The 26,613-nt window shown below is 56.0% G+C and carries 31 protein-coding genes and 1 tRNA gene; 7 read left to right on the forward strand and 25 right to left on the reverse strand.

What is annotated here, in order from left to right; all coding sequences use genetic code 11:
- The first annotated feature begins 83 nt into the window (after window positions 1-83).
- Window positions 84-2,060, forward strand: coding sequence for a transketolase (gene tkt, locus B2P82_RS11730; RefSeq protein WP_290497142.1), 1,977 nt, complete (start codon window positions 84-86; stop codon window positions 2,058-2,060).
- On the opposite strand, the gene B2P82_RS11735 is transcribed toward tkt, so the two are convergent.
- Entirely contained in the window at window positions 2,057-2,494 is a 438-nt protein-coding gene (locus tag B2P82_RS11735; protein WP_206991576.1) for a hypothetical protein, read from the reverse strand. The genes tkt and B2P82_RS11735 overlap by 4 nt on opposite strands.
- A 5-nt stretch (window positions 2,495-2,499) precedes the next feature.
- On the reverse strand, window positions 2,500-2,973 hold the full coding sequence (locus B2P82_RS11740; protein ID WP_034814697.1) for an MmcB family DNA repair protein: 474 nt from the start codon (window positions 2,971-2,973) through the stop codon (window positions 2,500-2,502).
- Between the two features lie 201 nt (window positions 2,974-3,174).
- Between B2P82_RS11740 and B2P82_RS11745 the strand changes: the two genes are divergently transcribed.
- Window positions 3,175-4,062, forward strand: coding sequence for an RNA polymerase factor sigma-32 (locus B2P82_RS11745; protein WP_034814695.1), 888 nt, complete (start codon window positions 3,175-3,177; stop codon window positions 4,060-4,062).
- On the opposite strand, the gene B2P82_RS11750 is transcribed toward B2P82_RS11745, so the two are convergent.
- Window positions 4,059-4,826, reverse strand: a complete 768-nt coding sequence (locus B2P82_RS11750; protein WP_290497143.1) for a thermonuclease family protein — start codon at window positions 4,824-4,826, stop codon at window positions 4,059-4,061. The two genes, B2P82_RS11745 and B2P82_RS11750, sit on opposite strands and share 4 nt — an antisense overlap.
- Window positions 4,827-4,919: 93 nt before the next feature.
- On the opposite strand from B2P82_RS11750, the gene B2P82_RS11755 reads away from it, so the two are divergent.
- Both B2P82_RS11755 and B2P82_RS11760 read left to right on the forward strand, forming a co-directional pair.
- A tRNA-Arg gene (locus B2P82_RS11755) sits at window positions 4,920-4,996 on the forward strand.
- A gap of 267 nt (window positions 4,997-5,263) precedes the next feature.
- Window positions 5,264-6,337 (forward strand): GGDEF domain-containing protein, encoded by a 1,074-nt coding sequence (locus B2P82_RS11760; protein WP_290497144.1) that lies wholly within the window; start codon window positions 5,264-5,266, stop codon window positions 6,335-6,337.
- A gap of 23 nt (window positions 6,338-6,360) precedes the next feature.
- Here B2P82_RS11760 and B2P82_RS11765 read toward each other — a convergent pair whose 3' ends face one another.
- From B2P82_RS11765 to B2P82_RS11800, 8 genes are read right to left on the reverse strand one after another with little or no spacing between them, the layout of a single operon-like run.
- On the reverse strand, window positions 6,361-6,696 hold the full coding sequence (locus tag B2P82_RS11765; protein WP_290497145.1) for a hypothetical protein: 336 nt from the start codon (window positions 6,694-6,696) through the stop codon (window positions 6,361-6,363).
- On the reverse strand, window positions 6,693-7,778 hold the full coding sequence (locus B2P82_RS11770) for an EscU/YscU/HrcU family type III secretion system export apparatus switch protein (protein ID WP_290497146.1): 1,086 nt from the start codon (window positions 7,776-7,778) through the stop codon (window positions 6,693-6,695). Before B2P82_RS11770 ends, B2P82_RS11765 begins: the two co-directional genes overlap by 4 nt.
- 8 nt (window positions 7,779-7,786) lie before the next feature.
- Entirely contained in the window at window positions 7,787-8,542 is a 756-nt protein-coding gene (locus B2P82_RS11775; RefSeq protein ID WP_051607787.1) for a flagellar biosynthetic protein FliR, read from the reverse strand.
- Entirely contained in the window at window positions 8,542-10,620 is a 2,079-nt protein-coding gene (locus B2P82_RS11780; RefSeq protein WP_290480170.1) for a flagellar biosynthesis protein FlhA, read from the reverse strand. The genes B2P82_RS11775 and B2P82_RS11780 overlap by 1 nt, the downstream gene beginning before the upstream one ends.
- A gap of 7 nt (window positions 10,621-10,627) precedes the next feature.
- Window positions 10,628-10,891 carry a flagellar biosynthetic protein FliQ gene (locus B2P82_RS11785; protein ID WP_034814684.1) on the reverse strand — a complete coding sequence of 88 codons (264 nt, stop codon included), beginning with the start codon at window positions 10,889-10,891 and terminating at the stop codon, window positions 10,628-10,630.
- A gap of 15 nt (window positions 10,892-10,906) precedes the next feature.
- Window positions 10,907-11,203 carry a flagellar hook-basal body complex protein FliE gene (gene fliE / locus B2P82_RS11790; RefSeq protein WP_290497147.1) on the reverse strand — a complete coding sequence of 99 codons (297 nt, stop codon included), beginning with the start codon at window positions 11,201-11,203 and terminating at the stop codon, window positions 10,907-10,909.
- An 11-nt stretch (window positions 11,204-11,214) separates the two neighbouring features.
- Entirely contained in the window at window positions 11,215-11,598 is a 384-nt protein-coding gene (locus B2P82_RS11795; protein WP_290497148.1) for a flagellar basal body rod C-terminal domain-containing protein, read from the reverse strand.
- 3 nt (window positions 11,599-11,601) lie between these two features.
- Window positions 11,602-11,964, reverse strand: a complete 363-nt coding sequence (locus B2P82_RS11800) for a flagellar biosynthesis protein FlgB (RefSeq protein WP_242517420.1) — start codon at window positions 11,962-11,964, stop codon at window positions 11,602-11,604.
- Window positions 11,965-12,046: 82 nt separating this feature from the next.
- Here B2P82_RS11800 and B2P82_RS11805 point away from each other — a divergent pair, with 82 nt between their 5' ends.
- On the forward strand, window positions 12,047-13,369 hold the full coding sequence (locus tag B2P82_RS11805) for a FliI/YscN family ATPase (RefSeq protein WP_290497149.1): 1,323 nt from the start codon (window positions 12,047-12,049) through the stop codon (window positions 13,367-13,369).
- Here the strand turns inward: B2P82_RS11805 and B2P82_RS11810 are convergent.
- The 6 genes from B2P82_RS11810 to B2P82_RS11835 form a co-directional block, all read right to left on the reverse strand.
- On the reverse strand, window positions 13,366-14,208 hold the full coding sequence (locus tag B2P82_RS11810; protein WP_290497150.1) for a DUF1217 domain-containing protein: 843 nt from the start codon (window positions 14,206-14,208) through the stop codon (window positions 13,366-13,368). The genes B2P82_RS11805 and B2P82_RS11810 overlap by 4 nt on opposite strands.
- Window position 14,209: 1 nt before the next feature.
- The gene (locus B2P82_RS11815; RefSeq protein ID WP_034814676.1) at window positions 14,210-14,644 is read right to left on the reverse strand and encodes a flagellar biosynthesis repressor FlbT; all 435 of its coding nucleotides are present in this window, start codon (window positions 14,642-14,644) and stop codon (window positions 14,210-14,212) included.
- Complete coding sequence (locus tag B2P82_RS11820) at window positions 14,644-15,033, reverse strand: flagellar biosynthesis regulator FlaF (protein WP_206991598.1); 390 nt, start codon at window positions 15,031-15,033, stop codon at window positions 14,644-14,646. The genes B2P82_RS11815 and B2P82_RS11820 overlap by 1 nt, the downstream gene beginning before the upstream one ends.
- A 65-nt stretch (window positions 15,034-15,098) precedes the next feature.
- A complete protein-coding gene (locus tag B2P82_RS11825) occupies window positions 15,099-16,676 on the reverse strand; it encodes a flagellin family protein (protein WP_290497151.1) in 1,578 nt (525 codons plus the stop codon).
- A gap of 145 nt (window positions 16,677-16,821) precedes the next feature.
- Window positions 16,822-17,205, reverse strand: a complete 384-nt coding sequence (locus tag B2P82_RS11830; RefSeq protein WP_290497152.1) for a hypothetical protein — start codon at window positions 17,203-17,205, stop codon at window positions 16,822-16,824.
- A complete protein-coding gene (locus B2P82_RS11835) occupies window positions 17,198-17,518 on the reverse strand; it encodes a hypothetical protein (protein ID WP_290497154.1) in 321 nt (106 codons plus the stop codon). Before B2P82_RS11835 ends, B2P82_RS11830 begins: the two co-directional genes overlap by 8 nt.
- A gap of 267 nt (window positions 17,519-17,785) precedes the next feature.
- Between B2P82_RS11835 and B2P82_RS11840 the strand changes: the two genes are divergently transcribed.
- On the forward strand, window positions 17,786-19,069 hold the full coding sequence (locus B2P82_RS11840; protein WP_290497155.1) for a flagellar hook-length control protein FliK: 1,284 nt from the start codon (window positions 17,786-17,788) through the stop codon (window positions 19,067-19,069).
- Between the two features lie 12 nt (window positions 19,070-19,081).
- The gene (locus B2P82_RS11845; protein WP_290497156.1) at window positions 19,082-19,750 is read left to right on the forward strand and encodes a flagellar hook assembly protein FlgD; all 669 of its coding nucleotides are present in this window, start codon (window positions 19,082-19,084) and stop codon (window positions 19,748-19,750) included.
- Between the two features lie 45 nt (window positions 19,751-19,795).
- On the opposite strand, the gene B2P82_RS11850 is transcribed toward B2P82_RS11845, so the two are convergent.
- The 8 genes from B2P82_RS11850 to B2P82_RS11885 are packed head-to-tail and all read right to left on the reverse strand — an operon-like array spanning window position 19,796 to window position 26,573.
- Window positions 19,796-20,347 (reverse strand): flagellar basal body-associated FliL family protein, encoded by a 552-nt coding sequence (locus B2P82_RS11850; RefSeq protein WP_290497157.1) that lies wholly within the window; start codon window positions 20,345-20,347, stop codon window positions 19,796-19,798.
- A 9-nt stretch (window positions 20,348-20,356) separates the two neighbouring features.
- Entirely contained in the window at window positions 20,357-21,067 is a 711-nt protein-coding gene (locus B2P82_RS11855; RefSeq protein ID WP_034814660.1) for a flagellar basal body L-ring protein FlgH, read from the reverse strand.
- Window positions 21,064-21,471 (reverse strand): flagellar basal body P-ring formation chaperone FlgA, encoded by a 408-nt coding sequence (gene flgA / locus B2P82_RS11860; RefSeq protein ID WP_051607784.1) that lies wholly within the window; start codon window positions 21,469-21,471, stop codon window positions 21,064-21,066. Before flgA ends, B2P82_RS11855 begins: the two co-directional genes overlap by 4 nt.
- Before the next feature lie 4 nt (window positions 21,472-21,475).
- Window positions 21,476-22,261 carry a flagellar basal-body rod protein FlgG gene (flgG, locus tag B2P82_RS11865; RefSeq protein WP_034814657.1) on the reverse strand — a complete coding sequence of 262 codons (786 nt, stop codon included), beginning with the start codon at window positions 22,259-22,261 and terminating at the stop codon, window positions 21,476-21,478.
- A gap of 28 nt (window positions 22,262-22,289) precedes the next feature.
- A complete protein-coding gene (locus tag B2P82_RS11870) occupies window positions 22,290-23,003 on the reverse strand; it encodes a flagellar hook-basal body complex protein (protein WP_290497158.1) in 714 nt (237 codons plus the stop codon).
- Window positions 23,003-24,748 carry a hypothetical protein gene (locus tag B2P82_RS11875; protein ID WP_290497159.1) on the reverse strand — a complete coding sequence of 582 codons (1,746 nt, stop codon included), beginning with the start codon at window positions 24,746-24,748 and terminating at the stop codon, window positions 23,003-23,005. Before B2P82_RS11875 ends, B2P82_RS11870 begins: the two co-directional genes overlap by 1 nt.
- Window positions 24,748-25,614: a flagellar motor stator protein MotA gene (motA, locus tag B2P82_RS11880; RefSeq protein WP_206991607.1), complete on the reverse strand. Its 867-nt coding sequence runs from the start codon at window positions 25,612-25,614 to the stop codon at window positions 24,748-24,750. The genes B2P82_RS11875 and motA overlap by 1 nt, the downstream gene beginning before the upstream one ends.
- A 41-nt stretch (window positions 25,615-25,655) precedes the next feature.
- Window positions 25,656-26,573 carry a FliM/FliN family flagellar motor switch protein gene (locus tag B2P82_RS11885; protein ID WP_290497160.1) on the reverse strand — a complete coding sequence of 306 codons (918 nt, stop codon included), beginning with the start codon at window positions 26,571-26,573 and terminating at the stop codon, window positions 25,656-25,658.
- Window positions 26,574-26,613: the final 40 nt, after the last annotated feature.

The raw sequence follows: 26,613 nt of genomic DNA on the forward strand, positions 1-26,613 counted from the left end.
GTATTATCCCAATCCGCCAAGCGACTTGACGCAACGGCCTTAGTCTGGCCTACGACTTCCGCAAACCAAAGGAGACCAGCAGAATGGCTGTCACGAACCGCGACATGGCTAATGCCGTCCGCGCCCTATCCATGGACGCCGTCGAGGCGGCCAAATCAGGTCATGTTGGCCTGCCGCTCGGCATGGCAGATGCTGCAACCGTACTGTTCCGGAAATTCCTGAAATTTGACCCTACCCAGCCTGACTGGCCAGACCGAGACCGGTTCATTCTGTCGGCGGGCCACGGCTCGATGTTGATCTATTCGCTGTTGCACCTCACTGGGTACAAATCTGTTAGCCGGGACGACATCCGCAATTTCCGTCAGCTGGGCGCCAATACGCCGGGCCACCCGGAAAACTTCGTCACCAAAGGCGTAGAGACGACTACAGGCCCGCTTGGCCAGGGTATTGCCACCGCTGTCGGTATGGCCATGGCAGAGCGCCACCTGAATGCGCGCTTCGGCGACGATCTTGTGGACCACAAAACTTATGTGATCGTCGGCGATGGCTGCCTCATGGAAGGCGTCAGCCAAGAAGCCATCACGCTGGCTGGCCACATGAAACTCGACCGCCTGATCGTGCTCTGGGACGACAATTCAGTCACCATTGACGGCAATATCGATGTCGCTGACTCCACCGACCAGTGCGCACGGCTTGAAGCCTCGGGCTGGATCACCCGCAAAGTGGATGGTCATGACGAGAAAGACGTCGAGGCCGCCCTGAAGTGGGCTCAGAAACAGAAGCAGCCTGTCTTCCTCGCCATCAAGACCATCATTGGGTATGGCGCGCCAAAGATCGCCGGAACCGGAAAGGCCCATGGCGGCCCCTATGGGCCAGAAGAGATTGCTGGCATTCGCGAGAACATTGACTGGCCCCATGCGCCGTTCGAAATTCCAGACGCCATCGAAAAAGCCTGGAAGAAAGTCGGCGAGCGTGGCGTCGAGGCTCGCAAGGCCTGGAAAGAGCGTCAGATGGCCTCCCCGCACAAGGGTGAGTTCAATGCGGCCATGGCCGGTCGCCTGCCGAAAAATCTCTCCAAGGCGATCATCAAACACAAGAAGGCTGTGGTGGAAGGCGGCGAGAAGAAAGCCACCCGTCAATGGAGCGGCGCGGCACTGGAAGTCATCACCAATCTCGTGCCCGAAACGGTTGGTGGTTCAGCTGACCTGACGGGGTCCAACAATACTCGGACCTCTTCAACCACGGCAATGACACCGTCTGACTGGGCCGGTCGTTATGTCCATTATGGTGTTCGCGAACACGGTATGGCTGCGGCGATGAACGGTATGGCGTTGCATGGCGGCATCATCCCCTACTCCGGCACATTCCTGGTTTTTGCAGACTATAGCCGCGCCGCGATCCGCCTCGGCGCCCTGATGGGCGCACGCGTGGTACATGTCATGACCCATGATTCCATTGGTCTTGGCGAAGACGGCCCGACCCACCAGCCGGTTGAGCAAGTCGCCTCGCTCCGCGCCATGCCGAATATGCGGGTCTTTCGCCCTGCAGATGGCGTTGAAACGGCCGAGTGTTGGGAAGTGGCGCTCAGCAATGCCGAAGGCCCCGCCACAATGGCACTGACCCGGCAAGGCTTGGCACCGTCGCGCAAGGAGCATACGGACGAAAACCTCAGCGCGCTCGGTGGCTATGTGATCTCGCCATCAGGTGTGAAGTCGCGCGAATCTGCCGTGCTGATCGCGACCGGTTCGGAAGTGGAGATCGCCCTTCAGGCCCAGGCCGACCTTGCCAAAGAGAAGATCCATGTCCGCGTTGTGTCGATGCCATGCATGGAATTGTTTGCCGAGCAGGACGAGAAATACCAGCGCGACACACTCGGGGGTGACCTGCCAAAAGTGGCTGTTGAAGCCGGCGTGCGCTTTGGCTGGGACCGCTGGCTTGGACCTAAAGGTGCCTTTGTCGGCATGGACGGTTTTGGAGCGAGCGCGCCTTACCAGAAACTGTATGAACACTTCGGCATCGCCGCAGACAAGGTGGCCGAGGCAGTAAAGAATCTGATCTAACTGGTCTTGAATAGGTCCATCTGGCGAGGATCAATGTAGCGTTTACGGCGTGGTTTGGTCCGGCCAGACCGGAAATAGAGATCATCGGTATGATCTTCCACCGGCGGCTGTTCAGCCGCCGGCTTTTTCTTGGATGCCTTTGGCAAAGGCATGATCCCCGCCTGATCGTCCAGCTTCCACCAGGTCACAGCCAGGACAGGGTTGCCCTCATTGTCTTCGTATTTTTGGAGATGCCCGTGTGGGCCATTTTCACCTGCATGTGATGACAAGTACGCCTCGGCCTCTTCTTCGGTGACATCTATCCAATCGGTCGCGAGCGAGTCGATCTTGTGCTCTGGCACCAAGGCTTCGGCCTCTGCGCGTGTACGCGCCACCTTCACGCCCGGCTTCAGGGCGTCTTCTACACGTGTCGCAATGGGAAAGGCATGACTCATGAGGGTCAGGTAAGCAAGCCCGGTGCCGCCGTCCAGCCAGTATCTGCCGACTGGGTCAATCGCATGGCCGCCAGACGTGCCAGTCGCAGGGTGACGGCCTTGCGCCGAGCTGCCGACAATTTGTCTTCTGGCGCCGCCCGAACTATCGCCCCGCCAAATGCGTCGGCCACGATCAAGCCGGTTTCATCCGGGATCAGATCGTGCGGAAAATCGTTGGCGACCGCGAAATAGAGTTGGTCGCAATAGGGCAAATATTCCGGCCATTTAGAATCCGCGCGGAAATCGGCAATTGAGGATTTCACCTCTACGATCCATATCTCACCGGACAGGCCAATCACCGCGATGTCCGCTCGGCGATTGTTGGCTAGGCTCATTTCCGTTACGCCAAAAAAGCCGAGCCCGCCGAGCAAGCGCCGGGTTCCCCGGACGATTTCGCCCGCCCGCGTGTCCGGAACACCAAGATCTGCCAGCTCCGTCATGAGTCCTTCAATTTTGTTCGCCCAATGTTCCGAAAACCGTAAGGTCGATGCCGCCTACAGGTCAAGCCCGCGCTGCGTCGGCGATCGCGCTCTCCATAAAGTGATTAAAATCGGGAACGAATCTGATCCAGCGCGCGCTCTTGCCCGTAGAGACTGTGTTAGTTTGGCAACAAGCCACCTCGCAGAAGGAGATGACCCGTCATGGCAAACGCCTATAGCTCCAATGGCCCGGCGGATCGATCATACGTCAAGAAGGCCATGAAGACCCCCATGCTGGAAGCCGAGCATGAACTGGAACTGGCCCGGCGCTGGCGCGAGGAGGAAGATGAACGCGCACTTCATGAGTTAACTCGCGCCTATCTCCGCCTTGTCATCGCAATGGCCTCGAAGTTCCGCCATTACGGCCTTCCCATGCCGGACCTCGTCTCCGAAGGGAATGTCGGCCTGATGATGGCCGCGGCCCGCTTTGAACCCGATCGCAAGGTGCGCTTCTCAACCTATGCGAGCTGGTGGATCCGTTCATCCATTCAGGATTTTGTGCTTCGCAACTGGTCGATCGTACGAACAGGCACGACCTCTTCACAGAAATCTCTCTTCTTTAACTTGCGTCGCCTGCGCGCTCGAATTGATGATACTGGCGACGGTGTGATGACCAAAGAAAATCGGACCTGGATCGCCGAACATCTCGGCGTTCCGGAACGGGACGTTGAGAACATGGCGTCGCGCCTATCTGCGTCTGACCGATCCCTGAACGCACCCATGGCCGTTGATGGCGACGGTGAATGGCAAGACTTGCTGCCTGATGCCGCGCCCATTCCTGAGCAACAGGTGATGGAATCGCGCGACTCGACACGCCGTAAGGAGTGGATCGCCAATGCGCTGAAAGCACTTAACCCCCGTGAGACGCACATCATCATGCAGCGACGCCTGTGCGAAGACTCCGTCACGCTGGAAACGCTAGGCCACGAACTTGGAATCTCCAAAGAACGTGTACGGCAGATCGAACATCAGGCACTCGGCAAACTACGTCGCGCGCTCGAACGTATTGTGGGAGACCCGGACGAATCCGGCCTGCTGCCCGGCACCTAATTGGTTGGAGTTTCCACCAATTCAATATTGAGCGGGTGGGATATTTCCATCTGGTCCCCCCGCACATAACCGCGCGCCAATACACCCAGCCCCGGCGCTTCTTGGCACAAAGATGCCGCGGCCGTCTGGATCTGTAGCCGGAGTGCCGAGTTCTGCAGCGACAAGTCACAGACTGCGCCAAACCCTTCGGCTCCCCGCATACCGGATACCTGTCCGCGCACGAGCTGGAAGCCTTCATAAGCCTTCGGTAAATCGCTGGCATAGGGAATGCGGTATTCCACAGCACGCCACAGGCCGATCTCCTCGCGACGCGCATCACGCTCAAACTTCAGCAAGGGCGCATTTGCCGCCGCAGTGTCCGGGTAAACACGCACGCGGGCCCCGCCCCTCTTCACCATCTCGGCGTTAAGCCAGAGCGTCGGCCCAAGCGCGTCAACAGTCTGGGCATGAGCCAGTGCCCGGTCGTAGCGGTCACGCGTCAGGCCCCCATAGTGGAGCTGGACTTCCCGGCCGAGCACCATGTCTTCCATCATGCGCTTGGACTCGGTATGATAAGGTTGTGGTGCGCGATCCCGGTAACCTCCCGAAGGCGCCTCGATCCCGACTAGCCGCACGCTTTGCCCGGTATCGAGAACGATCGTGTCACCATCAACAACGCGCACAACCCGGCCGCGCTCTCCCGGCTCCAGACTGTCCAGCGGACCCGGCGCACCGCACGCAACAAGGGTCATGCAGACCACCAACCCCACCTTCAATCGCGCCATACCACTCGCCCATCCTCAGCGTCGCAGCGTAGAGCCGCCAATTGGCGACTTCAATCCTTCCGGTTATTCCCGTATAGCCGACCCTACTCAAGCGGTCCCGTAGCTCAGCAGGATAGAGCAACAGATTCCTAATCTGTAGGTCGCGCGTTCGAATCGCGCCGGGATCGCCAGACGGAGTTTCATATGTGAGCGGAAACATCGGACAGCACCACTTCAGAAGATGGTGAAGTCCGTCGCAACAATGCCAGCATGCGTCCAAGTGAACAAGCATCCGACTTCTACTGCAAGCTCAACACAACGGCCGAAAGCTGGAGATAAATCTGGTTCATAGTTCGCGCAAATCCGCGAAATAAAAGTTCACATTTAACGATATTTGAAGGTCGCATACGCAAGGTAAACTTCGACGTTAAATGAATTGCCGATGGGGACGGGTTCAGATGAGCGAATCCAAGACGCCAGTATTTGTGTGTCCTGAGGACCAGCAAGCCTTTGCCAAAGTGTATGAGCATGCTGATACTGCCAGCCAGTTGATTGCAGAACATGGCACGCCGCCATTCCCCAACACATTCGCGCTGATGTATGCGTATGCAGCAAAGTCCGACAACAAGGTTGTGGTTGCGGTCGACGAAATGCTGGAGCGGGGCGCGCTTTGCCAATATGAAATCGACGAAGTCTACAACATGCATTTGCGCCCTACCGACGATCACGCCAAACGCGAGAACATCGGACGGGAAGTTGAACAGCAACTCTCAAGCATCCTGGACCTTGTGGGTACCAGTATGGAAAACAGCGACCAGTTCGAAGTCGCGTTGACGCAGATTGAACGCGGCCTGTCTGATTCAAGCTCGTCAGCTGCTCTCTCCTCTGCCGTTGCGCGCCTGATGTCGGAAAGTCGTCGGATGACCGATCAGAGTCGTCGCCTCAGCGATGGTCTAATGGCCTCAATGAAGCAGATCGAACGCCTGCAACATGAGCTCGAGGCGGTTCGCAATGAAAGCATGCGCGACCCGCTCACCTCCATCTACAATCGACGCGCCTTCGACCTACGCCTCGCCGCTGAAGTTGAGGCGGCAAACAAACAGGGTTCGAGCCTCTGTCTGGCAATGGCAGACCTTGATCATTTCAAACGCGTGAACGACAATTTCGGTCACCGGGTAGGAGACGAAATTCTAAAGATTTTTGCCTCAATCGTCACCAACAACATCAAGGGCAAGGATCTCGTAGCGCGCTATGGGGGCGAAGAGTTCGCAATTATCTTACCTGCAACGGGCCTGCAACAGGCCACCCAGTTGATTGATCGCATACGTGAACAGATGTCTGAAAGAAAGCTCGTCCTGAAGGGAACCAAGACACCCATCGGCGCCATCACGGCCTCGTTCGGCATTGCCCAGCACCAGCCGGGTTTGACCGTTAACGGCCTGATCGAGCAGGCTGACCAGCGATTGTACCTGGCCAAAAGTAATGGCCGTAATCGTGTTCAGTCAGACGATCTGGCCTCCAACGCTGCTTGATTTGCACGCCAGCATGATCGACTTCATGATCCCGCACGCATCTGAACAAGCTGGTCTTCGGAATTCAGTATCCGTTTGAGCTCCTCTCGCGCAGCGTTGAACCTTTGTTGCGCGTCCGCAATCTCAGACCGCTTGCGATCCATATCATGCAGAACCCGTCTGGAATGACCGTATCGGCTTGAAAGCATCATCGCGTGCACATCTCCGCCCGCCCGGTCAGCACTGGCGAACTCCTCCTGCAATGCATCCAGTTGCTTCCCAAGATCGCGCAGCTCGGTTTGGACAATTGCAAGGGATTGCTCCGCTTTCTGACGCTTCAGCGCGACGAGCTTGAGCAATTTCGGGCGAGAACCTGTCATTGGGCACCCCCGGTCTGCTTGCGAATGCGATCGACGAAACTGATTGCAGCTGCGACGGCTGCGAAATGGTCAGGATGGATTTCCTCGTCAATATCTACCAACCGGTAGATGGACCGGGTTGACGGTGGATCCCGGTAGATTGGGATATCATTGGCCATGGCAGTTTCGCGGATCTTGGCAGCCAGATGGTCGACACCCTTGGCGACACAGACGGGTGCACGGCCTCCCTCCGGATCCCATTTCAAGGCCACGGCATAGTGTTCCGGGTTGACCATGACGACGGTCGCTGTTTTGACATTCTGCATCATCTGGTTCCGACTCATGCTGGACGCCTTCTCGCGCCGCTTCTGCTTGAGCTGAGGATCGCCTTCGCTTTGCTTCTGCTCCTTTTTAATGTCCTCTCTGCTCATCTTGAGCTTGTTGGAATGCAGCTGACGCTGCAGCGGCAGGTCAATCGCAGCGAGGACGAACTGAAACACACCGAAGATAAGGAACAGCGTCAGCACCTGGCCAAAGGTGAAATTGAAGAAATCGCTGAGTTCCACCGCACTACTCGCATAGTAATGCTGTGCAAACCCGTACAGGAACACAGCCGCGAGCCCGCCAGCAAAGAACATTTTTGCCATATCCTTCAGGAAGTCCAGCAGGCCCTTTGTGCCGTACTTCTTCTTCAGGTTTTCGGTTGGCGAAATCTTGTTGAACTCGGGTTTGATCTTCTTCGCCGAGAAGGCAATCGATTGCTGGACAACCAGCGTGGCGAGTACAAGGGCCGCCATGATCGCAAACAAGGGTATCACCTTGACCAATGTGCGCGCCAGCCAAGCTTTCGTTGCTCCGCCACCGTCGTTGAAAACGTCCGCCGCATAGCTGTCAGCGTGGTACATCAATGCGGAAAATTCGCTGAACATGGCCCCCGCCACAACGGCACTGAACATGATGGCAGCGATGATAACGCCAGCGAACAGGGCAAACGTATTGGCTTCCTTGGACTGGGCGACATTCCCTTCGCGACGCGCCTCACGTCGCTTCTGTTCGGTGGCCTCGAACTCCTTCTCGCCACCACCTGATTGATCCTCGGCCATTGCCTACCTCACCACCAGCCGATCGAACCGGAGACCCGATCCATCCAGACTATCAGGATAGTTGACACCGAAATGGCCAGAAGCACAAACCCCGCTCCGATCATAAAGGGGGCGCCCACAAATGCCACCATCAGCGATGGCAGCGCCTTATTAATAAAGCCGAGTGAGATGTTGTAGAGCAGGTTGATCGCCACAAAGGGCCAAGCGATCAGGACGGCAAACTTTATGGCGTTGAACATGCCCTCAATGACAAAGGACTGATCGAACTGCGTGAGCCCCCCAACCGGAATTTCGATGTATATTTCAGCGAGTCTAACAAATACGCTGACATGGTAGTCTGCCGACAAGAGTAGGACGGCACCCGCCATGGCCAACATGTTCGAGACCACCGTCTGCGCCTCAGCATCCAGCGCAATGCCGAGCATTTGCGAAAGCCCGATCGTTTGGGCGATCAGTGATCCGGCCATGTTCAGAATCCAGATGGATGTGCGCAGCAATACACCCAGGCCCAGCCCGATTATGGTTTCCGCCCCCAGGAGACCGACAAAGTTCGCAATTGAGATATCAACAGGTGCCGTGACGATGCCGGACATGGCAAACAGGGTGGCCACGCCCAGTAACAGCGACATGCGCACACGCATCGGCACGGTCTGGTCGCCAATCCCCGGCATCAGGAATACGACAAAGGTCAACCTGGCGACGATCAGCATGAAAAGGATAATCCAGGCCGAAAGTTGTGGCCCGATTGGAAGTCCTTCCAGCATCAGACGACGCCGACGATGTACGGCTTGCTCTTGGAACCGATTTCCTCATACGCCAGAACGGAGTTGCGCACGCCCTTGCTCGCCAGAACAGTTTGCAGGAAACGTCTCCGACGGGACGAGGTTGCCACGGAGGCAACGACACCTTTCTGAGCCATTTCGTTCAATTTGGCCTGCACCGCTGTCGTCAGTTCTCCAAACATTTCTGGAGGCAGGGCAATATCCGATCCGCCATCCTCGCGGGAGATTTCGTGCTCGTTGAACTTTTGTTCCCAATTGGTGGAGAGCTGGAGCAGCGGAAGGCGGCCTTGACCGTCCTGAAGGCGATCGACAATTTGGAATCCGAGCCGCTGGCGAACGAGTTCCACAATGCGCGACGGCGCGCTTGACTGGGCTTTGACCTCGGCAATTGTTTCAACAATCAGGAACAGATTACGAATCGACACGCGCTCCTCAAGCAGCAGGCGCAGCACTGATAGCAGAAGTTCAGGACTAACCTTCCCGGGAATGTATTCATCAAGGAACCGCCTGTTGGACGCAGCACGTTCGCTGTCGCTGATATGAGTCAAGGCATCCAGCGTGTCCAGCATAACCATGCGTGTAAAGACGAGTGTGAAGTTTGCCTGAATGACTTCAAGCATGTGAGTCGCGAGAACTTCCGTCGGCTCGACCGCTGGAATACCAGCAGCAGACAGCTCTTGCTTCTTTGTACTTGGCAACCAGCGGGCGGCTGCCTTGTAAACGGGTTCTTTGACCTTCTCACCCTGTAGGTGTGGCAGTTGCCCATCTTCCATCAACGCCAACAGCGAGCCCGGACGCACAAGACCTGTATCTACCCGCACACCTTGAATTCGAATGCGGTATTCGTTCTTCCCGAGCGTTGGGTTGTCCGTCATCCTGATGGACGGCAGAACGAAGCCATATTCTTCTGCAATATACCTTCGAATCTTGTCGATTCGACTTTCAAAGCCACCTGCCCCCTGCAGCACCATGCCCACCAGATCTGGGGCAACCTCCAGGTGGATCTCGTCGGAGTGAATAGAGTCACCAATGACGAGGCTGGTTTTCGGCTCTTCAATTTCGCCAGCTTCCGCTTTCGCGGCTAGGTCGCGCTCCCGCCGGCGAATATAGAAAGATGCCGCCGCGAACGCCGCTGCAGCCAGCATGAAAGGAAGAAACGGAAGACCCGGAAACAGCGCGAAAATTGCGAGGATTCCCGACACGATCATCAGGGAAGTGGCATTCGCACCCAATTGCGCGCCGAGCGCCAGATCGATCGCACCGTCCTCACGGCCTTTCGCCAGAAGCATTGCCGCCGATACTGATACGATAACGGAAGGGATTTGGGAAACGAGACCATCCCCTACCGTCAGAATGGAGTAATTGTTCAGCGCCTGAGTGAAGCTGAGCCCGTGTGCGGCAAGGCCAAAGCCGACGCCCGCAACGAGGTTCAAGGCGGTAATGAGCAAGCCGGCGATCGCATCGCCCTTCACGAATTTTGACGCACCGTCCAGTGAACCTAGGAAGGAAGCTTCTTCCTGCTCCTTCTGACGACGGTTGCGCGCCTCTTCATGACTGATAGCACCAACAGCCAAATCGGCATCGATGGCCATCTGCTTGCCCGGCATCGCGTCCAAAGCGAACCGCGCACCGACCTCTGCCATTCGGCCGGCGCCTTTGGTGATGACCATGAAGTTCACAATGACCAGCACCGCGAACACAACCAGACCCACAAACAGATTTCCGCCCATGATGAACATGGCGAAGCCTTCGATGACGTTGCCGGCAGCGTCGGTACCCGTATGGCCCTGGCTGATGATCAGTTTGGTCGAGGATACGTTCAGCGCCAAGCGCAGCATCAGCGATGCCAGAAGCACGCTCGGGAATGACGAAAAGTCCAGGGGCTTTTCGATGAAGATACTGGTCGTGAAAATCAGAATGGCAAACGCGAAGGACGCCGTGAGACCGATGTCCATAACCCAAGCCGGGACGGGCAATACCATGATGAGAATAATCGCCATCAAGCCGATCGCGAGGATGGCGGTCGGCTTTGACAAATCGAAGAAGCGTGAGGTCGGCATGGCGGCCCTAATTCGAAATCATGGGGAGAACGGTATTATTAAAGAAATCAAGGCAAATGCGCGTCATGTACCCAAGCGACAGGAAGAACACGACGACGACGGCCAAAATCTTTGGCACGAAGGTAAGCGTCATTTCCTGAATGGAGGTGAGCGCCTGTAGCAAGCCAATTACAAACCCAAGCACCAGCGTGACAGCAAGAATGGGCAGCGCCATCATGGCCGCCGCCCAGAGCGCACCGCGCAACACTTCAAAGATGGCGAGTTCGGTCATGTGTGGCCGCCCTGATCAGACCGGCATCCGAAGCAATTCCTGATAGGCTTCAACGACCTTGTCCCGAACAGTCACGGCGGCATCAAGGACCAACTCGGCCTGAGCTAGCGCTTCGACCATGGCATGGGGATCCGCGCCGGACACAGCGGTCTGCATGGCTGTCTGCTCAGCCTCCTGCAGAGCAGCCTTGAAGGTCGAGAACCCCTCTGCCACCCCCGACTTTTCAGCCGGGTTTGTTGCTGGTTTGTCAGAAACCTGGGCCGGCTTGATCGAACCGAGCGCTGCGTATGCACTGATGCTTACATTGGACATTCTGCCCCCCTTTAACGCCTGAGAATACCGAGAAGTGACTGGTACATGCTTCGCGCCTGCCGGAACGAGTTCAGGTTGGCCTCATATCCGCGATTCGCTTCGCGCATATCAGCCATTTCAGTGACCAGCGACACGTTGGACGCTGTCACATATCCTTCTGCATCCGCTAGCGGACTGGCGGGATCATAACTGCGCTCGCCTTCGGTTTGATCGAGCTCGATGCGTGTCGCAATGAAGGCGTCCGCAGCAGTCGGTGCCTGCTCGACGGACAGAATCTTGCGGCGGTAACCGGGCGTGTCGGCATTCGAAACATTCTGGGACGAGATATCGATTCGTTTCGACTGGAGCTGCATACCGGAAACAGCCTGCATCATAGTGGCTTTGAGTGAGTCCATGAATTACCCTTTCCGACCAATGGCTGTGCGAAGGAGGTCAAGCGACTTTGTGTAGACTGAGACCGCCATTTCGTGCTGCCCCTGCGCGTCGGTTGCGCGGAACATTTCGAGCTCGAGGTTTACAGAGTTCCCGTTCGGCGAGTTTGCGAAATCCGTCTCGAACGTCTTGAAAGCTGGGTCGCCGGCATCGACGGCTCCGCTTGATGCAGCCCGCGCGAGAAAGTCCTGAAAGGCTTCGACATGTTGCGCCTTGTAATCAGGATCGTTGGCATGGGCGATATTTGTCGCCGATACTTTCTGGCTCTCAGCAGCATGGCGCGCCATGGCGCTGTAAACATTCAGGACATCCAGATTGAGAATCGCCACAGAATCGCTCCTAGTTAATACTTTGGAAGAATTGCCGGGGTAATTTGAAGAAAGAGTTAACGAATAGGCGAGATCTGTTTACTTGTTGCATCCGACCCCCAATTTTCCTGATCGCCTGTACCGAATCTGGGGAACCGTCACGGAGGTATCTCCGGGACTGATTCTGATTGGCGGGATCAGCGAGTTTGCCCGCCTGGGAAATGAAATTCGGGTTCGCACGCGTCAGGGTGAGGTGTTCGGAGAAGTGCTCGCCGTCTCCGGCGGTCATGTGAAAGCAATGCTTTACGGTGAATCTGATGCGATCCTAATTGGCGATCGAGCTGTGTTGGAACAGGAAGCCTATGTCGAGCCCGGTGATCATTGGCTCGGCAAGATCGTGGACTACCGAGGCACGATTTCCGGCGAGAGCGCCATAGCACCAGCCGCCAACACCACTCGCCGCCCGCTGAGAGCATCGCCCCCGGCGAACACAACCCGCAAAAGCCTAGGCCAGCGCCTTTCCACCGGGTGGATGATCACTGACACGATCCTACCGATCTGTCAGGGTCAGAGAATGGGCCTGTTTGCCGGGTCTGGTGTCGGTAAATCTACCTTCCTTGGCTCGCTCGCCGCTGGCGTGAAAGCGGACCGCGTCGTCATTGCCTTGATCGGCGAACGCAGCCGGGAAGTGAATGAGTTCGTCCATAAGACTCTACCCAAAGACGTCCTGTCCCGAACGGTCATTGTAGCTGCGACTGCCAATGACCCACCCGGAGCCAAGAAACGCGCCGCGCTCTGCGCGATCGCGACTGCGGAACATTTTCGGGATGAGGGGCACCAGGTCCTTTTCCTGTTTGATTCCATCACACGTTTTGCCGAAGCACATCGTGAAGTATCTCTCTCGGCTGGAGAGACTCCCGCCCTCAACGCCTTTCCACCGTCAACCGTACGCGCCATTGCAGAAGTCGCGGAACGGACCGGCCCTGGTGCGCAAGGCCAAGGCGATATTACCGCAATCTTTTCCGTCCTGGTGGCTGGATCGGATATGGAAGAGCCCGTAGCAGACATGGTCCGTGGGGTTCTGGATGGTCATATCATCCTGTCGCGGGAGATATCCGAACGCGGACGGTATCCCGCTATTGATGTCTTGCGCAGTGTCTCGAGATGCCTGCCAGATGCGGCCAAACCAGATGAAAACAAAATCATCAAGGATTACCGACGGACGATTGCACTCTATGAAGAAATCGCGCCGATGCTGCGCGCCAATCTGTATGAGCGAGGACATGACGCAGCCGGAGATCGATCCATCGAACGCTTCCCGCAGCTGGACAATTTCGTTTCAGAGCCGAATACTGGACATATCCCACAAGCCTTCCAGCACCTTCAGGACTTGTTGGACCCTGTTGAGGCCGCCGAAAAATCCTAGCTGGACACGATGCTGAGAAACAGGTTTTGGCTGGCGGTCGATCCGAAGCCAGCTGCATTATTCAGAAGCGTCAACGCCACAGATCCGGAGGAAAGCGAGGACTGGCCATTGGCGATCGAGTCCATCGTGTGAAAGCGTTGGATTACCTTGTCCATGACGTCCTCATTGGCCAAGTCTGTTATCTTGCTGATAGAAAAGACGCTCAATACGCGCTCTTTCAGAATATCTGCCTGCTGGTCGACGTCCAACTGCTGCCAAGAAGTGGGTAAATTCAGCGCTGTCTCGAAAACAGTTCGAGTCGGAACATCCCCCAGAATACGATAGAGGTTCGCAGAATCGCTCGATTCTTCTCGAACAAGGTTGCCAATCTTCGCCTGGAAATTCAGACTAAGCTTCATGTTATTATCAACATCGCCAACGGCGGACCGGAAAGAGGCCAGTTCGAAATTATCTGACAGTGTCGAAATCGTATCCGCAGACAGCGAGATTTTACCCTCACTCACTGCGAAAGTGCTGGCAAAATCTTTGTATGCCTGATTGTTCAGGCGGGTCAGGAAAGTACTGTCGGGATCAGCCTGTTCGTCCATCACATGACGAATGTAACCGACTTTCCACTCCTCTCCCCCAAGATCAAAGGCCGTGAGAGAGATGCGGAGGAGCCGCTTGTCGGACAGGAAGTCTTCCATCGCGATTGGCGACGACATCTTTTCTTGAAAGTATTCGCGGTCGTTCTTGATACTGGCAGAGTCGGTGAACCCCTCCATCTGCTTCTCAAGCGTGGATTCCAGGAATTTCCACCCGCCATATCCTGTGATCGGGATGACCGGCTGATAGACCATGTCAGGCGACCTGCGCCTGCTCGGTAAACTGTGGTTTCAAACTAGCGACTTTTAGGAGTTCAGCTTCGATCGCAATGATGTTGCGCAGGTGGCAAAGTGCCGAATAGAAGTTTCCGCGATCTAGCATGGAGCGCAAAACGCTCAGCAATTTGCGGTCTATGGTTTCGAATACGTCATCTAGCCGAGCGCATTCTTCCAGAATGGCTGGCAGGACGTCGGCTTCGTTCAGATCGCCCGTAATGATCAATTGGATTGCGTAATATACGCGCTTGGTTGGCGTATCAACTTCTTGGGGTTTCATCGCATCGCGACAGCGCAAAATTCGAGCGTTGTCATCGACCACACGGACAGTGGAAGGCTTGTCCCCATTCTCCAACGTGGCGCCGTTCACGACAAACCGTTCACCCGCTGCGAGTTTGAGCACAAGTCCTGACATTATTCTGCCGCCACATTTGCAGGTGAGGAAGTTTGTCCTTCCAGGCCTTGCATAATTATTTCGTTGATCTCGACCAGTTCTGTGATCTCTGCCTTGCGCGCGAGAACCTGGTAGCTGATCTGGCGGACCGACTCAGAAAGCGCAATAAGATTTCGCTTGAGCGCAGGGTCCAATTCGTTGGCTTCGCTCATCAGGTCGGTTGAAAGAATTTGCCAGAGTTTCATATTGCGATCGATTGCGTCGGCCCAGACTGCGGGCGCTGGCATTTCGACCTCGTCAACATTCTTAAGTGCCTGCGTGATGTCCTGAAACAGGGCGTATTCAATCTGTCCGGTATTGGCAGTGCGGCTCGTGACCTCACCATATGCCTTGTAAGCCAGTTGTTGCATGCACCCTCTCTAGTGTTGGTAGTAAGCGGACCCAGGCGCCAATCAGCGCCTGGGTCCTATTGAAATTATCTGAACAGCGACAGGAGTGTCTGCGGGTTCGAGTTCGCAATCGACAGCGCCTGAACGCCGAGTTGCTGTTGAACCTGCAGGGCCTGAAGCTTGGCGGATGCCGCTTCGATGTCTGCGTCGACCATGGCACCGATACCGGCGGTCATCGAGTCGATCAGCGTCTGGACGAATTCGCCCTGACCTTCGATCTGGGTCTGAGCCGAACCGAATGCTGTTGCGGCGTTGATAGCCGTATCCAGCAGGTCTTCGATTGTGTTCAGAGCCGCCGTAGCATCCTCAGTCGTTCCAACGCTCAGGTCAGCGATGGCGCCAAGGCCGCCTGCAGCAACTGCCGCATCCTGGGACGCGAGAGCGGTCAGGTTGACCGCAACATCGCTACCGTCGGCTTCGAGCGTGATCGTCGCAGCATCTGCGGTTGGATCAGCGGCGTCTGCCACCGTGACCGTAAGGTCTGTGATACCACCGGCATCGATCAGCGTCTTGAGGCCTGCAGCGACGTCATTGTTGGTATCGCCATCGACAGCTGTGTAGGTGTAGTCAGCGTCGCCGACGTTGATCGTGAAGGTATCACCCGCAGCAATCGTACCGCCCGCCAGCGTAACGTCCACGGTGTCACCATCAGAGATAACGCTTTCGGTTGTCTCGGCGGCCAAGCCAGTTTCGTCAAAAGCAACGTTGCCACCGGACGCGGCGAAATTGATGGTGGCATCATCGGAAGCCGGATCAGCACCAGGAGTCACAGTGACGGTGAGGTTGCCAATACTACCGGCATCGATCAGCGCCTTGAGGCCGGCAGCAACATCATTCGCGGTATCATCCGCAGATGCGGTATAGGTGTAGTCGGCACCGCCCACATTGATCGTGAACTCATCACCGGCAGTCACAGTACCCGCATCAACCGTGACATCAGCGTCGTTACCATCACTGATCGCGCCCGACTGAGCCGTGGCCAAGAATCCAGCGTCGCCATCTACGAGATCGACAGTGCTGTCAGTTGCGGAATCAGCGGTCGATACAAAACCAGCATCGCCAGATTCCTTATCAGCAGCGTCAACAGCTGCAGATGTCTGCAGGTCCTGACGGGCAACGGTGATGGAAGTCGCAGAGACCGAACCATCCGAACCGCGGTCGAGGGAGGCGAGAATGCTGATGCTCTCGTCGCCCTGCAGCAGGTTCTGGCCATTGAACTGAGCGGCGTTGACGATATTGCTGATCGCGGTGCGCTTGGCATCGATATCCGTCTGGATCTTCGCACGGTCGTCAGCATTCAGATCTTCCTGAGCGGAAACGATCAGGTTTTTCATGTCCTGCAGGAGGCTGGTGACCTGCTCGGAAGCGGCACGGGCAACACCCACAGTCGAAGAACCCTTGTTCAGGGAGTCCGTGATTTGGTTGAAGCTGTCTACGTCCGTCGCCATGACGGTCGAGATAGCCCAGATGGCGGCGTTGTCTTTTGCGGTGGCGACCTTTTTACCGGTCGAAATCTCGGACTGGACCGTCTCGAGGTTGCTGTTGATTCCGCGCAGAGTCTGCAGCGCAACCATCGCACTATTGTTGGTCAGAATACTGGACATTTTGAATGTACCCCATGTTCGTCAGGCGAGCGGCTATGTCGCTGCCTAGGTTCGATCTCACGTCGTCCTGACGTCGGGAATTCCCGCAACCCATCTTGGTTCGCCGTAACTGAGTATACAGGACCCGTGTACAATCAGTTAACCGTCATGCCTTCTTAAGATAATTCCCGGTAGCGTTTGAAAATGGCGTTTGCAATCCATTGGACTGATAGGCTCCCACATAGGAGTCCTGAGACACGCGGCCGAGCCTGGTTGCCATGTTCTGAAGGCCATTTTGAACGGCGCGGAAGTGAATGGAGTTCTCACTTGCTGCCTGTACAATACCCCTGAGCCGAGCCTGAATGGTTTCCGCTCGCAGCATCTGACCGGCTTCTTGAAGCAAGGACTCGAAAGCCGTCATGGCCTGGACCTTCTCTTCAGACAATTCCACGACACGGTGAACCTGGCCTGAGAGCAGAAGATGCTTCTCGGCTGACAGGACGCTTTCGACCTGAGACATGATTTGTTGGGCGCGCGCGGCGTCAGTCATCGGTAACAATTCCTATTTGTTCGTTGCCCTCGCTTGAGGCTGGTATGCCGGTCGCGTTCAGCCCCAAGGGGTGCTTTTCGGCGAGATCTTCGGCAATTGCCTCAATGATCATTCGCGAAAACGCCGAAGCCGCCTCCCCTCCTGACTGGGTGAAGGCCTCTTCGAGTCCAGTGTGACTCAGCATTTCGGACCAGAGCAGTTGTTCGAACCTCACACCGATTTCTTCGATGGCAGTCTTGCCTGCGCCGTTTCCGGCGGGCGAGGTGCCAGACACAGGCGCTGTTCCCATACTTGCGCCTGAAATATCTGTCATACCTCTCACTCCTCACGTCTGGCGGCAGCGAAATGAACCGCGTTTGCTTAAAACTTATTTTACCAGTGTTGGGCCAAACAGGGTTAAGAGAAACCTAATCTGGATTAACCTATGACGCCTTTTCTGAGCTTCGATGGAATGTCCGCAGTCGATTCATCTGGCGGTGCGCCAAATGCATCTCCGTTAGCGGATGGAGAACTAGGCAAGGCTTTTCAGAAGCATTTAGCAGAACAAGATACTATTGAAGGTGAAGCGCCAGATCAGATCATGATGGCGAGCGTAAACACTGACACCGCAAATGCGTCGCCGATCGCCTTTCTGAATCTGGAATCTGAAAACGTCATAGATGTAGAGCTTGATCCAGCCGACCTTGAGGCAACCGACTTCGCAAACCTTGAGGAAGCCTTGGAAGTTTCAGCGCCACTGGTCACCTCAAATGTCGATCCGGACACTGTCAAAGGCACAGATTCTGACGTGACTATTCCGGTCCCGCATGCCGCGGAAATAATAGAGGCGTCGGCTTCGTCCGAGCCGCGCGCACCCGACGCCAAAACCATTGTTGATTCGGATCTTGCAGGCACCAAAACCACTATTGTGCCGGGTCTAGCAGACGCCGAGCCTGAACGCGCCGGTGCGTCCATTGAGGACTTGCCAGCAACGGTCGCCGTTGATGACCCGCTCCAGTTTCAGGCACCCCCAGCCGAGCCTCGAGAGGCCTCTGACATCGAACCGGATGCGCTGATCGAATCGGCTATTGTTCCGAAAGCCACTGAGATGGGTGCGCTAGCTGACGCGGCTAGCGAATCCGAGTTGGAGCCCTCCCCCGCCCCCCAGAAGACCACCTTCAACACCGCTGGAACTCCACAGCCCGCTCCATCTGGCGACACCGCTCAGGACGGCACGCCGCAAGACCGGAAATCACCTGACCCCCTGCCAGGATCGCTCAATACCTTAGGGTCTATGGAGCCGGTCCAAGGATTTGCAACCGGAATGGCGACAGAGTTTGCCAGCCCGGCATCTGACACCGGGCAACCATCTACATTGGGCCTGTCAGCCGTAACGAGCACGACGCCGACGATCTCCACCCCCTCGATGCAAGCCGTAGTCGCCCCCGCGCAACCTCAAGCGAATTATGTTGCTGTACCCGCCGATATTCCGAGCATCATTTCTCGGGAGTTGTCATCAGACACGCAGTCGAACCGCGTGCGAATACAGCTCGATCCGCCAGAACTCGGACGGGTCTCTCTTGAATTCAAGTTTGACTCGCAAGGCCTACAGCACGTGCTGGTCACAGCAGATTCAGCTGAAGCAATTCGCCGAATACGAGCCTTTCACCCGGACCTGGTCTCGGTCCTCGACGAGCACGGCTTGTCTAGCCAGGATATGACCTTTCGCGAGCAACCCTCTGATCAGAACCCGGCTCAAAGCTGGTCGAACACTGACGCCGACGCCCTGGACAGCGACCCAGATAGTTTGGCCGTCGCTGCATCCCCCCTTCAACAAGCCACCCCCTCCAGAACCGTCACCAACGGCCTGGATATACGGGTATAGGAGTTCGACTTCATGAGCACGATCGAATCGACCACCGCCGCGCAAACGCAGACGACTGCCTCTTCGGCAGCCACCCAACAATTTGGTGAGGAGTTCAATAACTTCATCAAACTGCTCACTGCGCAGGTTCAGAATCAAGACCCACTCTCCCCAATGGATTCGACACAGTTTGTTGACCAGCTCGCGACGTTTTCCTCGCTTGAACAGCAGGTTCAGACAAACTCTGCGTTGGGTGGAATTTCGTCACTTATCGGGGAACTCCACACAATGTTCGCCAGTGAATGGCTGGGCGAGACCGTAACGGTTGAGTCGTCATGGGTGCCATACACAGGCTCCGAAATCCGCTATCTGGCCAACACGCCTACCGAGGCTGACGACGCATACCTGACCGTGCGGGACTCGGAGGGAGAGCTTGTCTGGTCTGAAAAGCTGGATATGGAAGACGGTGTCCACACATGGAATGGACAGACCAATTCCGGTGACACCATTACGACAGACGAGATTTTCGAGTTCAACATCGACTATTACAGAGGTGAAGAATACATCGGATTGGGAGCGCCTCAGATCATTACCACCATCACCGATGTCTCAACCGAGAATGGCGGGCTCCGCTTCGGCACCTCATCTCACCTATCGGCCGACCTTACGAGCGTGAACAAATATTCCGAGGCTGTGAGCTAGCTAAAAAAGCCCGCAGGTCCTCGCCTATGTCAGGCAAATGGCAGATCACAGATCCTGACGGGCCATATCCAGTATCAGCACGTTATGAATGCCGTTCGGAATCTCGTTCTGGAGGTTCGTAAGGATCATGGCGCGCAACGTCTCGTAATTGTCGACATCGGTGATAGAGTTCAGCGTCCGCCCCCCACTACTCAGTTTCACCAAAGTGGTCATGATGTTGTCGCGCAGGACGGGCTCTTTCGAAAACAACTCTTGCGAAATACTTGTGTCGACTTCGAGGTTAAGGTTCAGGATCACCAGGCTTTGCACCCGATCATCCTCAATCATGGGGACGACGAACTCCCGCGTGAACTTGTAATATGTCACTTCGCCACTGTCAGCAGCGCCGTGCTTGTCACTTTTTCCGTGGGAGTCTTTTTCCTTCTTGGCCTTTTTTTCCTTCTTGGGCGCGGCGTGTTCATCACTATCCTGGCCATCATTCTCGTGCTCAGCCGCAGCCACCGGCGAAGAGGAGGAACCGGACTTCAGAAAATAGGCACCGCCACCGCCAGCAGAAATTGCGAGCAAGGCTACAATGGAAGGAACGATTTGCTTCATTTCAGGATCCTAGAACGGTACGACCTTGTCGATGATTTTCTGGCCAATCCGCTGTTGCGGAACCGATGTCGCATCACCGCTGTTGAGGTATGAAATCTGCGCATCTGCGATCTTCTCATAGGTTACCGTATTGGTCCGGGTGATATCTTGTGATCGAATTACGCCGCTTACCGTCAGCATGCGAACCTCGTTGCTTACGCGCGTTTGCTGGTAGCCCTGAATGACCAGGTTGCCATTCGGCTCCATCGCAACTACGCGTGCCGCAAGCGTAAAGGCGATCTTCTCGGCCCGATTCATCGCGCCACTTCCGTCCATTGACGACCCACGATTATAGTCGACGCCAGGTGACAATGACGCCCCGCCAGGCAGCACACCGTTTGCCCACTCCGGCAAACCGAACAGCGCATCGACATTCACGTCAGCGCTGCTATTGCGATTCCGAGACAGAGAGCTTTGCAGGCTTGCCTGATCGTCCATCTCAACAACGACAGTCAGCAGGTCGCCGATAGCCTTTGCTCGGCGCATGCTGAGCAGAGCATTTGGAGCGGTAGTCCAAAGCGACGCATCGCTTGTACCTTCGGGCTCAACATAGGCCTGCTGCATCACCGCCGGCATGGTGGTCGCAGGTGCAGTCATGTCGAATGTTGCATCTGCCGAAGGCACAGAGCCGCAGGCTGTGAGGCCAAGGAATGCTGCGGTGAATGTAAGATAATGTTTCATTGCACAAGCACCCATCCATCTTTCTGAACAATACCGTTTACGATCTTCTTCGAATTCAAATTCAGGATCGCGACTGCTTCATCTTCAGTCGCCTCCCCCATCGCCCGGCCAGTCGTCGTGATTTCCAATGCTCCGCTGACGAATTTTACCGTCACGAGTTGGTTGCGGCGCACAAGGCGTGCGGGGCGCGTATCATCCATCGACAATTCTTGTCCGACATACACCGTGCGGCGAACTTCTCGGCCGAGCAGAGGGTTATCGGTGTCGACCAAAGCACCCGTCTCCGTCGATATGTTGGCGGCCGTAACCGTGTCGCCGGCGCGAATAACTTCCTTGACCACGAGCGACGAGCCACCAAGCATTTGCGCCGCCAGCCCTAATCCCAAAGCAATAGCTGGTATCATCCTGTTACCTCACTCGTGTTGTGGCAGCCAACATCTCGTCAGCTGCGGTAATAACCTTTGAGTTAAGCTCATAGCCTCGCTGGGCTTCGATCAGTTCCGAAATCTCCTGAACCACGTCGACGCTGGATTCCTCGAGGAAGCCCTGGCGAAGAAGCCCCATCCCCTCAGTCCCCGGCACGAGTTGGTTAGCCGGACCGGAGGCTTCGGTTTCTCGGAACATGTTGTCGCCCATGGCCTCGAGGCCTTTTTCGTTGATGAAGCGGACAAGCGAGATGTTCCCAATGGCCTGACCGTCAGATCCATCGTCGAAATAGGCTACCACCTCGCCATCTCGGCTGATGGCAACGCTTCGCGCATTCTCCGGAATGACCAAGCCATCTGCCAGCGGGAATCCATCCATTGTGACGATCTCACCCTCGGCGCTTCGGTTCAGCTTGCCATCCCGCGTATAGGCAGACTCTCCAGACGGCAGCGTGATCTCAAGAAAGCCCGTTCCGTCAATCGCAAGGTCAAGCTCCGCGCCCGTTTGGCGGAGGCTTCCCTGAGTGATTTCCATGGACACCGATGAAGGCTTTACGCCGGTACCCAGCTGGATACCCGCCGGAACGACGGTACCAACCTGCGACGTGATCGTGCCTGGCGTAAGATGTTGCTGGTACATGAGGTCCGAGAACTCGGCGGTGCGCGGGCGATAGGCCGCCGTGCTCATATTGGCGATATTGTTCGAAATGACTTCGACGCGCATCTGTTGAGCGGCCATTCCTGTCGCGGCGATCTGCAATGACTTCATTTCATTCCCCTACGGTTCTAAGCCAGCTTCACAGCTGGCGTATCGTCTTGATCAATTGATTGATCCGATCGTCTTCTTTCTCGATCAGTGTCTGACCAGCCTCATAAGCGCGCTGCACCTCAATCAAGCGAGATACTTCGAGGATTGAGGATACATTGGATTGTTCCAGCGTGCCCTGGATCACTGAGGGCTCTTCGATTGGCTGATGACCATTCGGAGCTGCAAACATGGTGCCGCCCTCTTGATTGAGTTCGCCATCGGGCATGACGACCGCAACCTGCCCCAATATTTCTTCGCCAGACGAAAGGGTACCATCGGGAGCAATTGAAACTCTGGTAACTTCCTGCGGGATCGCGATCGCTCCGCCGCCGGCCCCTTGGACCTGGTGGCCAAAGGCGTCAACAAGGTTGCCCTCTGCTGACAGTTGGAAAGCCCCAGAGCGGGTGAGACGTTCGCCGGCCGGCGTATCAAGAACAAAGAATCCGTCTCCATGAATGGCGAGATCGAATTGACCGCCCGTATGCTTCATTCCGCCTTGGGAAAGGTCGAAATTATGCCCGGCAAGGCTGCCCATGGACAGGCTCTCAGACTGGTCGCCTACGGCAGCAATGTGCTCCGCAAAAATGGCATGGTTGGACTTGAACCCAGTTGTGCTGGAGTTCGCCATATTATTGGCAATTACCTGCATCTCTCGAAGCAGACCATCTTGTCGGGTCAGAGCCGCATAGATCGCATTAGACATCAGGGCATCTCCTGAAAATTCGAATTTAGCGCCGCGCTGATTTGACCGAGATGTTCCGGAATCTCACTCAACTTGATACGCTGGAGCCTCGGTTCGGCCTTGCCAAACTTCAAAGCGAGAACGGCATCAATACGCGGCCGATAGTCTTCCTGAGTAATCCGCTCTGCAGCTGAATAGACTGCCGCCGGTAGGATCCAATTGCCGGAAGCGGCATCTGTTTCAATGAGGTCGACCACGGTTGGCGTGTCCAACACAACTCTCGAGGCAACTTTGGCGAGCCAGGCCCGGTCGTTGGTCAGCACAGCAGCCATGGCAGCAAGACGCATAACATCGGGATTGTCAGATCGGGTTTGTGTGAGATCTCGCAAACTCGCGAAATCCTGCATGCGGAAGGCCAGGGCTGCCCGTTCCGATGTGAGGCCTTCGCTGTCAGGAATGTCTTCCGACAAGGCTGTCATGACGCTCAAAAGGCCAATATTTCCTGCGAATCGGGCGGCAGACTCGACGATCTGATCGTGACCAGAATTGCCAGAAAGTATGTCTTCATTCTCCCCCACGGCGCTCATCGCCGCCAGGCTGGCAAGACGATCGGCACCTTCAAAATCCTTCTGGAGACGGGCGGCCAGCTGATTCCCCAAGAGTTTGCGTGTTTCAGGGTCCTGCATGGCAGGAAGCTCAGCAAGTTCGGAGATCATTTCGTAATCAGAAATTTCTCCAGGACCTTTCAGCATCGTCTCCAGACTTGCGCGAACATCTGATCCTCGCGGCAGTTGCTGGACATTCTTCAGGAGATCACCAACAAGTTCGTCCTGCAAGCTCGCCTCAACCGGCAAGCCATGCCGCATGAGGACGGCTGCTGTCTCGGAACGCAATTCTGGAACATTGAGGAATTCTCGAAGCTGGCGCTCTCGCTCGATGCCGCCCTGGTTCATGTCAATCATCGCGCGGGTAAACGCCAGGCGCTGCGACCGTCTGATTTCTTCTGCCGAAAAATCCGCCATCAGTTTCTCTGAAAGGAGGGTTTTTCCCATGCGATCAAGAGAAGGGATTGCCAATGAGGCCGTGCGTACCTTGAGCCGGTACGGCAACCGCCGATAGCTCATGAGATTGAGGTCCAGAAGATCCACGCCTTTCTCGTCGAGCAGCGACAGGCGCGCAAGCGACAACCAGATGTCACCATACATGTTGCAGGCCGCGACCTGCTCGAACAGCTCGATGTCAGGCACCGAACCGTCCTCGAGCAGGCGAGACAGATTGCGGATGTAGCGACTATCAGTGTCTTCCATCCCCGACACCTGAAGGCGCCCCTCAGCATAAAGACCTATCGATACATACGCCATGGCCACGTCTGCTGGCGTCAGGCTAATGCCCGTGGCAACCTGCTCAGCACGCCAATTCAGGAAATGTTCGTAGGTCGAGAACTCCTCAAAAGCCTGAAGGTCGAGGACGGCGTCGCTGATGCAGGCTGAATCGACTTCTACCGGCGCAGCAGCGTCGGTCGGCGACAACCGGCCGCGAAACAATTGCGTAGGCTCCGAGGGCGCGGACGCGGAGACCGGCGCCTGATCTGCCGGCGTCAACAATCCCTCCCCTATCGCCTCATCAACGAACTCTCGAAAATTCACGGAAAGCTCATCTGCTTCGGTCGCACGCCCGGCATCTTCCGCTGTTTCGGGCGCTTCAGCAAACGCCGAAAAGCCCGCCATCAAGGCGAGCCCGGCTAGCAAGGAGAGGCGACTCGTCATCACGCGGCCTGCTTTAACCCCCGGATCGCTTCTTCCACTTCATTGAACGATGGGCGTACCCGCGTCGGTGCGTGGCGACGGGCCACTTCGACACAGATATTGACCGGGTTTTTGTGGAGGTTCGACACAAGGACCTCACCAATCATTGAATAGAAATTATGTTCTTCCAGCCGAATATGTTTCACACGTGTCGCGAATGGTCCGACGATGCCATAGGCGAGAAAAACGCCCAAGAAGGTACCAACAAGCGCGCCGCCAATCATGCCGCCCAGAACTTCCGGTGGCTTGTCGATGGATGCCATCGTCTTGATAACGCCGAGAACTGCCGCAACAATCCCCAGGGCAGGCAAGGCATCGGCCATGTTCTGCAGGGCGTGCGATCCGTGCAATTTCTCTTCGATCAGGCTGTCCAGCTGCTTCTCCAGAAGCTCTTCTACCTGATGCACATTGTCGAAGTTCATGATCATGGAACGGATGGTGTCGCAGATCATCTCGATCGCGCGCTTGTCCTTCAGAATCTTGGGGTATTTGGCAAAAATATCAGAGTCCTGCGGAGCTTCGATATGCGTCTCGATATCCACTGGATTCTTCTTCAAGACATTAAGAAGTTCGTGCATCAGACACAGCAGGTCCTGATAGTCCGACTTCTTCCATTTGGGTCCTGCAAATGCGGCGACCATGTCCCCACCAGCATGCTTGATCGTGGTCATGTCATTGCCGGCAAGAAAGGCACCTGTGGCTGCTCCACCGATCATCATCATCTCGAACGGAAGCGAATGCATGATGATATCCAGATGTCCGCCAGCAAGCATATACCCGCCGAAGACCATCACCACCGTGACAACCAGACCTGCTATTGCGTTCACCTACAAACTCCTTCGATTCCTCCGCTGACACGGGGACTGATTCAAATTTCCGCAATTTCTCTGATGACGTCTTCCGGAACCGGCGAACGCAACTTGAGCGCTCTGAAACCTTTCCAAGCACCTAATTCGCCCTGACTAATGGGCAAAGAGCCGCTGACCGTGTCCGCGCTCAGAACCAATTTGTCCATCTTGGCATTTGGTAGCGTGATCACCTGCCCCACTTCCAGTTGTGAACATTCGCCAATCGTCATCGGCATGGATTCCAGCACAGCATCGAGCACGACCGTCGTGCTCCGCATCCGCTCCCGCAGGACATCCCGACCAGTCTCATCAGGAGCGGTCTTTGGCTCCACACGCTCCTGAAGTGTGCGGACAAGCTTTTTTACGTCATCCATCTTCAAGACCAGCTGAATCTCTGGCGCATCGTCACCGCCTTCCATCAACCAGCTGTCTTCACCACCATCACCGCCAAGCGTATAGACGACGCTCAAGTACGTGATGTCTTGACTGAATGTGTCACCGGAGGCAGAGAAATCGGCGAGATGAGGTGGGCTGGCGGTCGCTTGCTGCGTCGCCGAAGCGACGACTCGGGACCATAATCCGCGCGCAGCATGTTCGGACATAAGCCGCAGAAACAGGTCCGGGGCGCTCTTCAGAGTACTTGCATCCTGACGCAACCGCGTTGCCGCATACTTGCGGGCACCCATAGAGTTGATTGCGACGGCCACAACCGGACCGACAGCCTCCGAAACAGAGACAAACGCATATGACCCCTCAAAAGATTGGGCAGGTTGGCTACCCGTTAGGACTTTCTGACTAGAAATGGATGGAATGATGGTTAAGCCGTAAACATCCTTGGCCCAGTGGCCGATCGCAGAAGATAACGTTGCCCAGAGCGCGTCGCACAGCCGGACAGCGGGAGGTAAGCCTCCCGCAGCTTCTATCTTTTTCTGCAGCACAGAAGACACAAGACACCCGCAAATATGAATACCAGTTCCG

This window comes from Hyphomonas sp. UBA4494 (genome assembly GCF_002388935.1).
In the GTDB taxonomy this organism is placed as follows: domain Bacteria; phylum Pseudomonadota; class Alphaproteobacteria; order Caulobacterales; family Hyphomonadaceae; genus Hyphomonas.

Coding starts and splice junctions, on each gene's coding strand:
- tkt (WP_290497142.1), top strand. CDS start 84: ATGGCTGTCACGAACCGCGACATGGCTAATGCCGTCCGCGCCCTATCC.
- B2P82_RS11735 (WP_206991576.1), bottom strand. CDS start 2,494: ATGAGTCATGCCTTTCCCATTGCGACACGTGTAGAAGACGCCCTGAAG.
- B2P82_RS11740 (WP_034814697.1), bottom strand. CDS start 2,973: ATGACGGAGCTGGCAGATCTTGGTGTTCCGGACACGCGGGCGGGCGAA.
- B2P82_RS11745 (WP_034814695.1), top strand. CDS start 3,175: ATGGCAAACGCCTATAGCTCCAATGGCCCGGCGGATCGATCATACGTC.
- B2P82_RS11750 (WP_290497143.1), bottom strand. CDS start 4,826: ATGGCGCGATTGAAGGTGGGGTTGGTGGTCTGCATGACCCTTGTTGCG.
- B2P82_RS11760 (WP_290497144.1), top strand. CDS start 5,264: ATGAGCGAATCCAAGACGCCAGTATTTGTGTGTCCTGAGGACCAGCAA.
- B2P82_RS11765 (WP_290497145.1), bottom strand. CDS start 6,696: ATGACAGGTTCTCGCCCGAAATTGCTCAAGCTCGTCGCGCTGAAGCGT.
- B2P82_RS11770 (WP_290497146.1), bottom strand. CDS start 7,778: ATGGCCGAGGATCAATCAGGTGGTGGCGAGAAGGAGTTCGAGGCCACC.
- B2P82_RS11775 (WP_051607787.1), bottom strand. CDS start 8,542: ATGCTGGAAGGACTTCCAATCGGGCCACAACTTTCGGCCTGGATTATC.
- B2P82_RS11780 (WP_290480170.1), bottom strand. CDS start 10,620: ATGCCGACCTCACGCTTCTTCGATTTGTCAAAGCCGACCGCCATCCTC.
- B2P82_RS11785 (WP_034814684.1), bottom strand. CDS start 10,891: ATGACCGAACTCGCCATCTTTGAAGTGTTGCGCGGTGCGCTCTGGGCG.
- fliE (WP_290497147.1), bottom strand. CDS start 11,203: ATGTCCAATGTAAGCATCAGTGCATACGCAGCGCTCGGTTCGATCAAG.
- B2P82_RS11795 (WP_290497148.1), bottom strand. CDS start 11,598: ATGGACTCACTCAAAGCCACTATGATGCAGGCTGTTTCCGGTATGCAG.
- B2P82_RS11810 (WP_290497150.1), bottom strand. CDS start 14,208: ATGGTCTATCAGCCGGTCATCCCGATCACAGGATATGGCGGGTGGAAA.
- B2P82_RS11815 (WP_034814676.1), bottom strand. CDS start 14,644: ATGTCAGGACTTGTGCTCAAACTCGCAGCGGGTGAACGGTTTGTCGTG.
- B2P82_RS11820 (WP_206991598.1), bottom strand. CDS start 15,033: ATGCAACAACTGGCTTACAAGGCATATGGTGAGGTCACGAGCCGCACT.
- B2P82_RS11825 (WP_290497151.1), bottom strand. CDS start 16,676: ATGTCCAGTATTCTGACCAACAATAGTGCGATGGTTGCGCTGCAGACT.
- B2P82_RS11830 (WP_290497152.1), bottom strand. CDS start 17,205: ATGACTGACGCCGCGCGCGCCCAACAAATCATGTCTCAGGTCGAAAGC.
- B2P82_RS11835 (WP_290497154.1), bottom strand. CDS start 17,518: ATGACAGATATTTCAGGCGCAAGTATGGGAACAGCGCCTGTGTCTGGC.
- B2P82_RS11840 (WP_290497155.1), top strand. CDS start 17,786: ATGATGGCGAGCGTAAACACTGACACCGCAAATGCGTCGCCGATCGCC.
- B2P82_RS11845 (WP_290497156.1), top strand. CDS start 19,082: ATGAGCACGATCGAATCGACCACCGCCGCGCAAACGCAGACGACTGCC.
- B2P82_RS11850 (WP_290497157.1), bottom strand. CDS start 20,347: ATGAAGCAAATCGTTCCTTCCATTGTAGCCTTGCTCGCAATTTCTGCT.
- B2P82_RS11855 (WP_034814660.1), bottom strand. CDS start 21,067: ATGAAACATTATCTTACATTCACCGCAGCATTCCTTGGCCTCACAGCC.
- flgA (WP_051607784.1), bottom strand. CDS start 21,471: ATGATACCAGCTATTGCTTTGGGATTAGGGCTGGCGGCGCAAATGCTT.
- flgG (WP_034814657.1), bottom strand. CDS start 22,261: ATGAAGTCATTGCAGATCGCCGCGACAGGAATGGCCGCTCAACAGATG.
- B2P82_RS11870 (WP_290497158.1), bottom strand. CDS start 23,003: ATGTCTAATGCGATCTATGCGGCTCTGACCCGACAAGATGGTCTGCTT.
- B2P82_RS11875 (WP_290497159.1), bottom strand. CDS start 24,748: ATGACGAGTCGCCTCTCCTTGCTAGCCGGGCTCGCCTTGATGGCGGGC.